The organism is Thermotoga profunda AZM34c06, assembly GCF_000828675.1.
GTDB lineage: Bacteria > Thermotogota > Thermotogae > Thermotogales > DSM-5069 > Pseudothermotoga_B > Pseudothermotoga_B profunda.
Genome location: NZ_AP014510.1, coordinates 524,388 through 537,887, shown reverse-complemented (window position 1 = coordinate 537,887; position 13,500 = coordinate 524,388). Strand labels below are relative to the sequence as shown.

The 13,500-nt window shown below is 39.2% G+C and carries 12 protein-coding genes and 5 tRNA genes; 7 read left to right on the top strand and 10 right to left on the bottom strand.

Annotation, left to right across the window (positions count from 1 at the left end):
* Positions 1 to 18: 18 nt before the first annotated feature.
* The 7 genes from TSP02S_RS02550 to TSP02S_RS02520 all read left to right on the top strand — a co-directional run bounded on the left by TSP02S_RS02550 (position 19) and on the right by TSP02S_RS02520 (position 8,269).
* Positions 19 to 105: transfer RNA gene (locus TSP02S_RS02550), tRNA-Leu, on the top strand.
* A 43-nt stretch (positions 106 to 148) separates the two neighbouring features.
* Positions 149 to 985 (top strand): Cof-type HAD-IIB family hydrolase, encoded by an 837-nt coding sequence (locus TSP02S_RS02545; RefSeq protein ID WP_052465278.1) that lies wholly within the window; start codon positions 149 to 151, stop codon positions 983 to 985.
* Complete coding sequence (locus tag TSP02S_RS02540) at positions 982 to 2,142, top strand: DegT/DnrJ/EryC1/StrS family aminotransferase (RefSeq protein ID WP_041081640.1); 1,161 nt, start codon at positions 982 to 984, stop codon at positions 2,140 to 2,142. Before TSP02S_RS02545 ends, TSP02S_RS02540 begins: the two co-directional genes overlap by 4 nt.
* Positions 2,143 to 3,636 (top strand): apolipoprotein N-acyltransferase, encoded by a 1,494-nt coding sequence (gene lnt, locus TSP02S_RS02535; RefSeq protein WP_041081638.1) that lies wholly within the window; start codon positions 2,143 to 2,145, stop codon positions 3,634 to 3,636.
* Complete coding sequence (locus TSP02S_RS02530) at positions 3,633 to 4,820, top strand: phosphopentomutase (protein WP_041081636.1); 1,188 nt, start codon at positions 3,633 to 3,635, stop codon at positions 4,818 to 4,820. The genes lnt and TSP02S_RS02530 overlap by 4 nt, the downstream gene beginning before the upstream one ends.
* Positions 4,817 to 5,662, top strand: a complete 846-nt coding sequence (locus tag TSP02S_RS02525; protein ID WP_041081634.1) for a creatininase family protein — start codon at positions 4,817 to 4,819, stop codon at positions 5,660 to 5,662. Before TSP02S_RS02530 ends, TSP02S_RS02525 begins: the two co-directional genes overlap by 4 nt.
* Positions 5,663 to 5,788: 126 nt before the next feature.
* A complete protein-coding gene (locus TSP02S_RS02520) occupies positions 5,789 to 8,269 on the top strand; it encodes a vWA domain-containing protein (RefSeq protein ID WP_041081632.1) in 2,481 nt (826 codons plus the stop codon).
* A 41-nt stretch (positions 8,270 to 8,310) separates the two neighbouring features.
* Here the strand turns inward: TSP02S_RS02520 and TSP02S_RS02515 are convergent, their stop codons facing one another.
* The 10 genes from TSP02S_RS02515 to rbsD form a co-directional block, all read right to left on the bottom strand.
* A complete protein-coding gene (locus TSP02S_RS02515; protein ID WP_041081631.1) occupies positions 8,311 to 8,574 on the bottom strand; it encodes a stage V sporulation protein S in 264 nt (87 codons plus the stop codon).
* 58 nt (positions 8,575 to 8,632) lie between these two features.
* A tRNA-Arg gene (locus tag TSP02S_RS02510) sits at positions 8,633 to 8,708 on the bottom strand.
* Positions 8,709 to 8,714: 6 nt separating this feature from the next.
* Positions 8,715 to 8,790, bottom strand: a tRNA-His gene (locus tag TSP02S_RS02505).
* A 5-nt stretch (positions 8,791 to 8,795) separates the two neighbouring features.
* Positions 8,796 to 8,872, bottom strand: a tRNA-Arg gene (locus TSP02S_RS02500).
* A tRNA-Gly gene (locus tag TSP02S_RS02495) sits at positions 8,873 to 8,947 on the bottom strand.
* 179 nt (positions 8,948 to 9,126) lie between these two features.
* Positions 9,127 to 9,663, bottom strand: a complete 537-nt coding sequence (locus TSP02S_RS02490) for a glucose-6-phosphate isomerase family protein (protein WP_041081630.1) — start codon at positions 9,661 to 9,663, stop codon at positions 9,127 to 9,129.
* A gap of 88 nt (positions 9,664 to 9,751) precedes the next feature.
* Positions 9,752 to 11,191, bottom strand: a complete 1,440-nt coding sequence (locus TSP02S_RS02485; RefSeq protein WP_041081628.1) for an aldehyde dehydrogenase family protein — start codon at positions 11,189 to 11,191, stop codon at positions 9,752 to 9,754.
* A 14-nt stretch (positions 11,192 to 11,205) separates the two neighbouring features.
* A complete protein-coding gene (locus TSP02S_RS02480; protein ID WP_232503748.1) occupies positions 11,206 to 12,042 on the bottom strand; it encodes a GntR family transcriptional regulator in 837 nt (278 codons plus the stop codon).
* 26 nt (positions 12,043 to 12,068) lie between these two features.
* Positions 12,069 to 13,046 (bottom strand): aldo/keto reductase, encoded by a 978-nt coding sequence (locus tag TSP02S_RS02475; RefSeq protein ID WP_041081626.1) that lies wholly within the window; start codon positions 13,044 to 13,046, stop codon positions 12,069 to 12,071.
* 15 nt (positions 13,047 to 13,061) lie between these two features.
* On the bottom strand, positions 13,062 to 13,472 hold the full coding sequence (gene rbsD / locus TSP02S_RS02470) for a D-ribose pyranase (protein ID WP_041081624.1): 411 nt from the start codon (positions 13,470 to 13,472) through the stop codon (positions 13,062 to 13,064).
* Positions 13,473 to 13,500: the final 28 nt, after the last annotated feature.

Sequence of the window (13,500 nt, the reverse complement as noted above, 5' to 3'; positions counted from 1 at the left end):
GTAAAATCTTTATTGCCTGCCGAGGTGGTGGAACTGGCAGACACGCATGGTTGAGGGCCATGTGGGTATGAGCCCGTGCGGGTTCAAGTCCCGCCCTCGGCACCAAAGGGAGCTTTAAGCTCCCTTTTTTGTTATACTTTTGTTGGTGATGCCTTTGATAAAGTTAATTTGTATCGACTTAGACGGTACCTTATTGGACGACGAAAAAAAGATATCTGAAAAAGACAAGCGAGCTATTCACCTTGCCAGATCAAAGGGGTTTAATGTGACAATCTTCACGGGTAGAAATTATTATGCCGCCCTACCCTATGTACAGGAACTTGGAATAGAGATCCCCGTTGTTTTTCAAAATGGAGCACTCATAGCTACACCTTCATTGAACAAAATCTTTCGAATGATAACCCTACATTCAAAAATTGCCCTTGAAGTAGTGAATCTGAGCAAGAGATATGAATTGTACCCCGTATTGTATGAGTCTTTCTTCAGTAAAAAGGATATGATTATTGAGAAAGATTATCATGGTGCATTTGAAAATTACTTCAGATTCAATCAACACAGAACAAGAAAGATCGACCGCTTAGAAGAAGTATTGTATAAAACTGAAAATGTAGCTGAAATCGCAGTGGTTGGCAGGGACGATTTAGTTGAAAATCTTGTGCAAAGCCTTTCAAATAAAATGGATGAATTCACACCCGTAAAAAACCAACACGTAGATGGCGAGATTTTCATGGAGATCTTTGGAAAAGATGTTGGTAAAGAAATAGCGCTTGATTTTTTGTTGAATCTATTTGAATTGAATCTATCAGAAGTGGCATACATAGGCGATAATTATAATGATCTGAAGATCATGCAAAAAGTTGGTTTCCCAATTTCAATGCAAAATGCACCAGATGATGTCAAGAAGGTGGCGAAATTTATAACCATCTCAAACAATGAATCAGGTGTTTCATTGGCAATAGAAAAAATAACGGGGGCGATGAGATGATTCCTTTGTCAAAGCCATATATCACTCAAACTGAAATAGATACAGTTATCGATGTCTTAAAAAGTGACAGATTGAGCATGGGAAAGTACACAGAATTATTTGAAAAAGAAATTTCAAAGATAGCTAAGACAAAGTACTCAATCGTCGTTAATAGTGGTACATCGGCTCTTCATTTGATTCTAAAATCGCTCGGAATACAGCAAGGAGATTACATGATCGTCCCATCATTTACTTTTGTCGCGTCTGCGAATGTTGCACTTTTTGAAAAAGCCACACCGATTTTCGTAGATATCGACCCAAAGACGTACAATGTCGACCCTAACGCTCTCGAAGACCTCTTAAAGAAAATAGAACAAGGTCGAATGCACATAAGTGGACAACGCGTGAGAATCGACAAAGTTCGTTTCTTCATGCCAGTTGATGTCTTTGGACAGCCCGTGGATTATGATGCAGTAGAACCGATTGTGTGCAAATGGAATTTGAAAATGATAGAAGACTCATGTGAAGCACTCGGTTCCGAGTACAAAGGAAAACCTTGTGGCAGTTTTGGCGAAGCCGGAGCATTTGCATTCTATCCGAATAAACAGATCACTACAGGAGAGGGAGGAATAATAGTTACTGACAATGAAGAAATAGCAAGAATGTGTAAAAGTATGAGAAACCAAGGAAGAGGAGAAGATGAAGCTTGGTTGAATCACGTACGTCTTGGCTATAATTACAGAATAGATGAATTGTCTGCGGCACTTGGTTACGCTCAACTGACTCACCTTGAAGATATTTTGTACAAAAGAGACAATGTCGCCAAACGTTACTCTCAAATGCTGAGTGAATATGATTGGGTTGAGCCACCTTATATAGCAAATTATGCAACGAAAATCGGCTGGTTCGTTTATGTAATAAAACTCGATGAAAAAATCAATCGAGATAGAATCATCGATTATATGTCTTCACATGGCGTTCAGGTCAGAAATTACTTCAGCCCCGTTCACCTTCAACCATTTTACAAACAGCTTTTTGGCTATACAGAAGGTATGTTGCCAGTTACCGAAAAAATCTCAAAAAGCACACTTGCAATACCTTTTTACACAACTATGACCATACAAGAGCAGCAAACTGTCGTTGAAATTCTAAAAGAAGCCGTGGAGAGGGTGGGTTAGGTGCTTTCCTTAATTTTCTCATCTGTCTTAACAGCTCTTTCGATGCCTGGTTTTCTTGCTGGTTTCATCATTTGGTTTGCACTCATACCGTTTTTCAAATCACTTGAAGAAAAAGGACCATTTCTTGGTGCCTTGTATGGCTTTCTGTACTTCTACCTTTTTTCTGCGATAAATCTTTTCTGGGTGTTACCGGTTTTGGTTGAGAATCTACCAAAGGTCTTTGGTAAATTTCCAGGGTGGCTTGGTTTTTTTGTCTTCTTATTGATGATTCTCTTAGAATCTTTACCATTTGCGGCTTTTGGTTTTCTATATGGTCTCATGGAAAAAACCATCAAGAAGAATCAACTCAAAGAGATATTCTTCACTGCCTCCTTGTACACACTCTTTGATTTCGTTAGAGGTATTGGCGAAATGGGTTTCACAGGAGGAACTCTTTCTGATGCGTTGTACAAGGATATAGGTATACTGCAATTGGCTTCTGTCATAGGACCATATGGCTTGACATTCATCATCGTTGCTGTGAACTGCTGGCTTTACATTATTCTCAGAAAGAGTACAAGACCAATCGAGAAGATCACCTTTCATATCCTTATAATAGTCTTTGTATCATATTTGATCTCTCTTTATCTACCAATACCAAAAAGCACAGACAAAAATATCGTTGCGATCCAAACGAACGTCGCTCAGGATACAAAGTACAAAGAGAGTTCTTCATATCTTTTTGGGCAATTCGAGCCTTTTTTATTGCAAATTAGAGATACTGTCGTTATACTCCCTGAAGATGTCTTTTCATTCGATCCAAGAAACAGCACCGTGGCACCACAGTTGATTGAACTGTGTAAAGAAAATGATCTGGATATTTTGATCGGTGCTATATCTGTCGATTCAAAAACTTATAATTCAGTCTTCCTGGTCAATGAAAATGGTTTTGTAGACAAATATTCGAAAGTGAAATTATTTCCATTTGTTGAGACACTACCTTATCAAAAAGTTTTCGGTATCTTTTCCTTTCTCCGTGGGCTTTCTTACTTTGAACCTGGTGAAGGATATAGACCACTATTGGTTAGAGATTATCCTCCCTTAGGTGTCCAGATATGCTTTGAATCGTACTTTTCCGAACCATCTAAAGAACTGGTGAAGAATGGCGCGCAGGTACTCATAGTCTGCACAAATGATGGATGGTTTGTCTTTGATGTAGCCCTAAAACAACATTTTGCAAAATCAGTGATAAGGGCAGTCGAGACAAGAAGACAAGTTATACAAGTGTCAAATGCTGGTATAACAGGCATGATAGATCCATATGGACGAATTGTTAAAATCGCCAAACCAAGAGAGTTCGAGAAAATCTCCTTTGAACTCATGCCAAGAAGAGACATCACAGTCTACTCCAAAATCGGAGATATTGTTGTGTGGTTTTCACTTGGTTTTGTGGTTTTTCTTTTGATCTTTCCCGGTAGAAAAACAATCAGTACGAGAAGGAGGATATGGCAATGAGAATAATCGCCATTGTGCTTGATAGTGTAGGTATAGGTGAAATGCCAGATGCTTCTGAATACAATGATGAAGGTAGCAACACACTTGTAAATACAGCGAAGGCTGTCGGTGGTTTGAATCTACCCAACTTGGCAAAGATGGGACTTGGCAATTTAGATGATATACCAGGTGTCCCAAAAACAAAAGCGATCGGAGCATATGGAATTATGTTGGAAAAAAGTCCAGGTAAAGATTCAACGACAGGGCACTGGGAACTCGCTGGAATTATTCTCAAAAAACCATTTGATCTTTTTCCAAATGGCTTTCCAGAAGAACTCATAAAGGAATTTGAAAAAAGAACAAAAAGAAGAGTCATTGGGAATAAACCCGCATCTGGTACTGAGATCATAAAAGAGCTTGGACTTGAACATGAAAAAACAGGTGCATTAATAGTCTATACATCCGCAGATAGCGTTTTTCAGATCGCCGCCAAAGAAGAGGTTATTCCCGTTGAAGAACTTTACAAATATTGTGAAATCGCAAGGAAAATGCTTGATGAAATGGGATACAAGGTCGGAAGAGTTATAGCAAGACCTTTCAGTGGTGAATACCCAAATTACGTGAGAACACCAAGGAGACATGATTATTCACTACAACCAGAAGATGAAATGTTACTCGATATACTCACGCAAAGTAATGTCCCCGTCTACGGCGTGGGAAAGATCTACGACCTATATGCAAGTAGGGGAATAACGGAAAGTTTTAAGACCGAAGACAACATGGATGGAGTCAACAAAATCATAAAAGTGATGGAGCAAAAAAGGCATTCGTGTATGATCTATGCAAATCTCGTCGATTATGATATGAAATATGGTCACAGAAATGATCCTTTTGGTTATGCCAAAGCACTTGAAGATTTTGACAAAAGATTACCTGAAATCTGGGAGAGAATGGAAAACGAAGACATACTCTTCATAACTGCAGATCATGGATGTGATCCCACTACCCCTTCAACAGACCACTCGAGAGAAAAAGTACCAATTTTGGTTTGCGGCAAAAAAATATGCCAAGATGTTAACTTTGGCATTCGAGAAAGTTTCTCGGATTTTGGTCAAACAATAGCAGATATCTTTGGTGTAAGAAAACTCAAAAATGGAAAGTCTTTCAAAAAAGATATCATGTGTCGAGAGGAGATAAAACAATGACAGAGTATCTCATACTCTCTGCTGAAGATATTACAAAATTCGAACCAGATAAAACCGTGATCGTGTCAGTGTTATCTCCGATTGAAACGCACGGAAGACACCTTCCAGTTGGTACAGATATCTTTATAGCCCGTAAAATTCTTGAGAAAACATGTCAAATCTTGTCTGAAAAATTCAAAATCCTCCGTTTGCCCGATATGTGCTTTGGAAGTGATGCACAACCGGTTTTTGGATCGATTTCGCTCAGATATCAAACCTTGAAGAATATGATCATAGATATAGGCAAAAGCCTTGTTAAAATGGGATTTAAATACTGGATCATTTTCGACAACCACGGAGGACCAAGACACCAACTCGCCTTGGCTGATGCAGCCACTTATTTAAAGAAAAAACATCAATTCTCACTAATAGTACCTTTCCTGCATATATTCCAAGAGATGCTCAAGGATTCTCAAGAAATAGGAATACCATCTGGCATGAATGGCGATATAAATGATCTACACGCCGGTACAAATGAGACTTCTTTAATGATATATGCCTATCCTGAGACGGTTAGAAATTACAATCTTCCAAAATACTTTCCAACGACAAAAAGTCGTTTGGGGAATTTTCTGAGATTTTTGAAATCAGAAGAACTGGCTGTCACAGTGGATTGGGTTAGTGATCCAAAAAATCCATATTATCTTGGAGATCCATCAAAAGCCGATGCACAGCGTGGCAAACAGATGATTGAATTTCACGTGAAAAAATCCGTTGAATTGTTTGAACAAGCTTTGAATTCACAGTACCGCCCGCCAAAACTCTATAACACGATCGTACGATTGCTGCTGAGAATACTCTAAAAATATATCCTTTCAGAAATTGCAGTTAAATGTTTAATCTGATACCCCAAATCCCTAAGACGTGTTTATAGCCGCTTTCTTAGTTTAGGTATATAATTAGTTACACACATCCAAGGGGGAGTTTGTATGAAAAAGGTGTTGATCACCTTATTAGTTTTGTGCTTTGGTACCTTGTTAGCCTACCAGATTGAACTCAGAGATAACCAAATATGGTCACCAAGTGAGTTGTGGAATGCCATATGGTGTTCTGTAAGCGTCAAAGATGAAGCAGGTGGCTTTGTTAGAGATCTCAAATTCGAAGATTTCAAGATAACAGAAAAGGCATATGGAAAAAACAATGAGTTACTCGAAGAAAAGATAGCAACTTTTCAAGACCATCCCAGTTATAAGTTTGGCGGAAAAGGTTTTTGGGAAAAATCAATCAACTCTGACAAACTGGACATAGTCTTTTTCATCGATGGAACAGGTTCAATGTCAAAATACGTAGATTCCATCATGCAACAACTCCACAAATTTCTGGACAGGCTACTTGAAACCGGTACGGATTTTAGAATCTTCATAAGTATGTATGAAACAGAAGATACACCAGAATGGACTATTTCTTCTTACCCAACCAGATTTTTCGGCCCAGCCATGATCGACGAAATAAGAGCTGCGGTAGATGAAATCGGTACCGGGGGTGAGTGGTGGAACCTCGCATGGGGATACGATGTCTTCTTGTGGTCCCTGAACCTTGATTGGCGCGAAGATGCAAGAAAGATCGTAGTCATAATCACAGATGTCTATACAGATTCTGTCTATGGACCAAATTGGTATTTTTCATCTGGTTGTGTGACCCCGATGAGCGCAGTTGATATAGCAATAAGAGAAACAGGTATTCAACTCTATTATTGTCAACCAGATGAAGAACAAATGGCAAAGACCGAGCTCTCCGAGGACTATTCTCCAATGGTTAATATCAAAGTGAAAGAAAACAACTTCGACAAACTCGAACAGAGAAACCCATTAGTGAAAAAACTTTCCTGGCCATTCAACCAGCAAGAAATAGAGCTTAAGAATCTCCCGATTATCGATTCGAAATATTATTTTGCGTGGGTAAGTGACTGGGGAAAATACAATTTTGTCAGTAAAGTTCAAGTAAAAGTATCTCTTGCTCAAACAGGAGAATCTGTTGATTTCACATTCTATCCACTGCAATATCCCGATGGCACCAAAGCCTATACCATGATAAGGAATGTCAAGTTCACGTTGAAAGATGAATCTGGCCTTTCAATGCTTGGTGAAAGAAACGTATGGATCTATTTCTACAAAGTAATGGGCGATCTTGACAGAATGAGCATCATAAGGGCAATGCATCAGATAAGCGATAAAAACGGAATAGTCTCACTTGATAGTGTAATTCCAGGAAAGTACTATTACATTCTATATACACATGGAAATGTGGAATATCGCTATGAACAACTTGGTTATACGGCAAACGGATGGGTCGAAATCATTAAAGATGGCATAAAACCTGGTGAGATAATAGCATACACCCTTGGAAAAGACACAGAGATTTACAGGATGCTCGGTTTGTTGGAAGAATTAGAAAACCTTGACATCTCAACTGTAAAAATGAAGACATTTGCTTCTGATGCTCGAAAATGGCTTGGAGAAATCAAAAATGACGGTGTGACACTTGTTGAAATCGAAGCAATAAAAAGATTCAATGTAGGGCTTGGCGCCATCATAAACTGTGCAGGGTATGCTGATGTAATACAAAACCGTACAATTGATGATTTCGTACAGATTGTACAGAAAATGACAGACATGATAAGAGCTGCACGTAAAGTTGTAGAAAAACTCGAATCGGCAAGACATATTTTTCTCAAGGTTACCAATCTCTTCATCGACATAATTACCGGTAATTGGAGTGGTGTCGCTGCAAATCTCACCATTGAAGAAGTTATAGACAAATTTGTCAATTACGTCAAAGACGAGCTGGTGAACGATATTGTGAGTACCGTTGAAAAGAAATTACTCGAAGTACTCAACAATCCTGAAAAAATTATCAGTTATTTTCACTCCAGAGTTGGAAATTGGGTGAAACAACAATTGGGTCCCGAACAAATAACTCAATATGTCTCTGACTTCGTTAGTGGCCAATTGATTTACAACAATTTCACGATAGATCTGGAAGAACAGATTACAAAGTTATTGTTTGATTCACAAGAATTAATTCAGAAAAATTCTGAAAGATACTGGAATTATTATGAAAGATCGAAACTGATAAGACAAGATTTCTATGAAATGAGAAAGCTATTGATGGGTGATCTATTTGACAAATCTTACAAAGCCCTGAAAGACCAAAAGTCAATAGACGATTGGAAAAGTGTACTCATAGTTTTTCGTGAAACAATTCCTTTGATCGTTGAATTCATAGAGCTTTTCGAGGTACGTTACCCAGAATTGAGTGATGTCAAAAAAGGTCTTCAAACACTTTATTCAGTTTTAGATGTCATAGGAACCATGACAAGAACCTATGAAATGGCTCTGAAGATGAATCATTTAGAAGATTTACAAAATCGAGTAAGACAGATCGTTGATTCTGTCTACAAGAACAAATAAAAATAAAGCCCCGCTTTCGCGGGGCTTTTGTTTTTCTGTCATCAATTTCTTGGAAAGACTATAAACTTTAGAGCTGTTCTTGTCTCCTTGTCGATTTCGACGTCTGTAAACGCAGGAATGCTGACAAGATCAATTCCACTCGGTGCCAGATAACCCCTGGCTATGGCAATCGCCTTGACTGCTTGATTCACAGCACCAGCACCAATTGCTTGAAGTTCTGCCTTACCACTCTCTCTGATCATACCTGCAAGAGCACCTGCAACCTTGTTCGGATTAGAGTTAGAGGCTACCTTCAGTACTTCCATCTTTTCTACCTCCTTTAGAAAAGCGATTTCAATTCCTCAGCTACGTTGACCAGGGGATTGGCGCGCCTGGCAGGACTTGAACCCGCAACCATCGGATCCGAAGTCCGACGCTCTATCCATTGAGCTACAGGCGCGCATCCTGGGGTGACCAGCGGGCTTTGAACCCGCGGCCGCCTGATCCACAGTCAGGCGCTCTACCAGCTGAGCTATGGTCACCACGTTGGTGCGCCCGGCGGGAATCGAACCCACAACCCTCGGATTAGAAGTCCGATGCTCTATCCTATTGAGCTACGGGCGCTGGAGCGGGCGACGGGATTCGAACCCGCAGCCCTCGGCTTGGAAGGCCGATGCTCTACCATTGAGCTACACCCGCTTGTATCACTAAGTATTTTACTACACCCTTTGGAAAAATCAAGAGCAATGAAAATTGTACCACACATTTCCAAAAGAATAAAGAACCTATCAATACCTAAAAAGAATTTTTTGTAGACAAAAGCAATAAGGTATGTCCCAGAGACCAAAACAGGGTGAAAATGTGTGGGTGAACAAGTCTCATTTGATATGAATCCCACCATTTTCGAAAAAGACTCTCTTTTTAAAACCCTCCAACTCAACACTTTTGTAATCATGCCCAGCATGTGCCGGATAAACCCCAAAAAATACCAGTGGCTCAGAAGAAGTGTTGACCGTTCTATGAGCCCAATATGGAGGTATATAAACAACCTTGTTGGGAGAAATTTCAATTGGTTCAAAATCTCCTTCTCTTGTCTGGCAAAGTACAAGCCCATTACCTCTTAAACCAAGATAGATTTCGGCCGTATTTTCTATCACATGGTAGTGACCCTTCGTCATAAAGAACTCGTTTTTTACTTTTCCAGGATATAGAACTGTTATTAGAAACATGAGATCTCCTTCTTTTTCAGTAATAGGCGCCTCAAAAACCTCGTATATCACTGGATTCTCCTTCTCCAATTTTGGATCGATCTCGCAAAAAATACCTTTAATATCATTGTATCTTCTAACTGTTTTGTTACCGAGTAGGTTCATTTTACCTTCTAAAACATCAAAAAAAACATTAAATGGTTTCATCGTTATACATTCCCTTCTTTCGAGCGTTATTGATTTTCTAAGGACAAACCAAAAACTAAATTATCCATTCCCAATAGCTTTGTGTATCTTAATAATCGATTCTCACATGTTTGATATACATATATTCATTGAAAACATGGTGTGAGTTTTCCACACCAAAGCCACTTTGTTTCCAACCGCCGTATGGATAAGCAAATTCACCACCAGATACGTTGTTGATACCAACTGTACCACTTTCAATCAATTTAGCAGCCTTTAACGCCTTTGAAAGATCCTGGGTATAGACATAAGAAACAAGTCCATATTCGGTATCATTTGCCTTTTGAATAGCCTCTTCAAAAGTTTCAAACGACATTATGGGTGCCGTTGGACCAAACACCTCATTTTTGACAACTTTCATTGAATGATCTACATCTACAAGAACCGTTGGTTCATAAAAATATCCTTTTTCAAACTCAATTCCCGATGGCTTCCTACCGCCATACAGAACCTTTGCTCCCATTCCTACAGCCTCTTCAACGTATTTTTTGACTGTTTCTAAACCATCTTTTGTAGTGAGAGGACCCATCTCTACGTCTTCTCTCAAACCATTGCCAATCTTTATCTTCTTAGTTTCTTGTACAAACAAATCTACAAAATCCCTGAAAATCGATTTGTGAACATATATACGATTGATAGCATTACAGACTTGTCCGCAATTTCTAAAGGCTCTTCTCACTGCGCCTTTTACTGCGGCGTTTAGATCTGCATCTTCAAAAGCTATGAATGGACAATTACCACCAAGTTCAAGCGTCAACCTCTTCACCGTATCTGCAGCAGAGGTCATTATATTCTTCCCAGCGCTCGTACTGCCAGTAAAAGCTATCTTGGACACAAGAGGATGCTCTGTGAGTACCCTTCCAATTTCACTTGTCTTCCCTGTCAAGACATTTAAGACACCTTTTGGTAAGCCCGCTTCAAGGAAGCATTCAGCGAGTTTTATCGTAGACAAAGGAGTACAATGAGATGGTTTCGCAATTACAGTGCAGCCAGTGGCTAATGCAGGACCAATTTTCCATGATAAAAGCAATAAAGGATAATTCCATGGAACGATAGCAGATACAACTCCAACTGGTTGCCTTATTGTTATGCTTAGTCTGTCTGATTTGTCAACGGGGTATGATTCACCAAGTATATTCAGCACTCCTTCGGCAAAGTATCTAATCGACTCTAAGGAACTTTTTACTTCTTCACGTGATTCTTTAATCGTTTTACCGTTCTCTAAAGTTAACAGGCGCGATATCTCCTCTGATTTTTCCTCGGCGATCTTGACACCTTTTTTTATAATCTCCGCTCTTTTAACAGGAGAAAGAACCGACCAACTCTTAAATGCCAAGAAAGAAGATTCAACAGCTCTCTCAGCTTCCTCAGCGGTCATCGCAGGAACTTCTCCAACTACTTCATCAACGTTGGCGGGATTTCGTACTTCTAAGAATCTACCAGAAGACGACTCCAATAATTCACCATTCACAATGCATTTGAATCTCACTGGTTAGTCCCTCCCTACGAAAAAGTTTGAAATTTCTTTGCAAAAACTTTGGTGAGTTTCAAATCGTGATTAAAAGATGAAGCAATGCTTTGCTCATCGATTGGTGTTCTAAAAAGGCGCGCTATGAAACGTGTCCTATCAGCCCTATGTTTTGCCTCGTAATACTCAACAGGTATATCTTGTTCTGCATATGTAATACTTCTCAAAAACAACAATGGATCTCCTTTGGATATCCCAAGTAATTTTGCATCTTGACTGTCAGCGCTTATTGCCTCAATTGTCCTCTCTCCCCAGAGAAGTTTGATTCCATACTTGTTTTCCAAAACACCATACAAAGATTGATCTTCAAGATCTTCATCAAGAAGTTTTGGAAAAAGACTAAACGGTAAAAATGTCGTTACCAACAATATCGGTTCTTCTTCTATATATCTCAACCTGTGTATTTTGATCACACGATCATTTGGTTTAATTGACAAATACTGAGCCAGCACCTCATCAGCCTTCACGATTTCTTTTTGTAGAACCTTTGTCTTTGGTTTGATCCCTTGAGAAACCATATCGGCATAAAAACCGGTGAGCTTCGACACGAGGCGTTCATCGATTTTGGGTTGTACAACTACAGTTCCAATGCCCCTGTAACGTTTTATAATACCTTTATTTGTCAGATCACTGAGAGCTTGTCTGATGACACTCCTACTGACTTGGAAGGCATCACAGAGATCTTTTTCTCCCGGAATCACGCTCCCAGGCTTGAGTTCCTTGGTTATCCAAGCATGTAATATTTTCTCCACCTGATAATACAAAGGCATTGGACTATCTCTTTGAAGCATATCCGAAGAAAAAGGTATCACGTCTTTACCTCCTATTCACAAAAACCTTAATCTAAAATACCTGATTCTAAGACGATTCTATCGATTTCTTCGAACAATTCATCACTCATTTCCCAATCAAGTGCCTTGAGGTTTTCTTGGAGTTGCTCTGGTTTGGTAGCGCCAGCGATTATCGAAGTTATCGCCTGATGTTTTACCAACCAGTTTATTGCAATCTCATTAACTGGCTTGCCAATCTTTGTTCCAATTTTTTTCAATTTTTCTACAACCTGTATGTATTTGCTCAGGTTATCACCGACCAACTTGGGATTTGCCGACCTCACATCTGTGAATTTTTCATTGTAGTTGATATCGCCAGTCAGTATTCCTTGCATCAAAGGACTGTATGGTAAAAACGCCAAGCCGTTTTTTTCACAGAATGGCAAGACTTCTTTTTCTGTTCTATATTCAAGCGCTATGTTGTGGTAACTCAAAGCATTCCTCTCAAACATATTATAGAGTCCTTGCATGCTACTGATGTGATCTAACAATTTCTGAGCAATGTCAATAGAGAAATTCGACAGACCTATGTATCTTATCTTTCCGATCTTTTTGAGTTCTATTAGTGCATCCATTGTCTCTTCTATTGGTGTGTTTGGATCAGGCCAATGGAGTTGATACAAATCAATGTAGTCGGTTTTAAGCCTTTTCAGGCTCTCATCAATTTCTCTGAAAATGCTGCTTGGTTTTAGGCATCTTGTTATCCTTTTTTGATCGTCCCATATCAAGCCACATTTTGTCGCAATGACGATCTTATCCCTTGGAAAACCTTTGATTGCCTTACCCAAAATCTCTTCTGCATGACCAAAACCATATACAGGTGCAACATCAAAGAAATTGACACCACTCTCTAAAGCTTTATGAACTATTTTGATGGAATCTGAATCGTTGGAATCTCTCCAAACCGAAGGCCCTGATAGACCCCAACATCCAAGTCCTATTACCGAAACATTCACCGGAAACCTACTTGTGGATCTGTATTTCATCAAATCCCTCCTTTTTTATCTCTCTCCATGATAAGTTACTCCCCCAACTAAGATAATGCTTGAATAAGATGTTTGCTCTCCTGTTCTCACAACGCCTCTTGCTTCATCATTGACCATATTTTTAAATTTTTCATGAGAAACGTACTCGATCTCTATTCCTTTTGGAAGAATTTTTAAGAGTTTCTCATGATATTTTGGAGAAATTCTCTTGATTTCTTCTGCCAACACAACTTTTTCTATCTCAAGTTCTTCGATTATTGGTGCGAGAACCTCAACTATCTTGGGTTTTCCTGATACGATACTCAAATCAATACAAAAATCATTCCACACCGGAAAACCAGAGTCCACAATCGCTAAGAAATCTCCATGTCCCATAAAAGCTATGAGATTGGACAAATCTCTGTTCAGAATTCCTTTCTTCTTCACATAAATCCCTCCTACTTTCTGATATGAC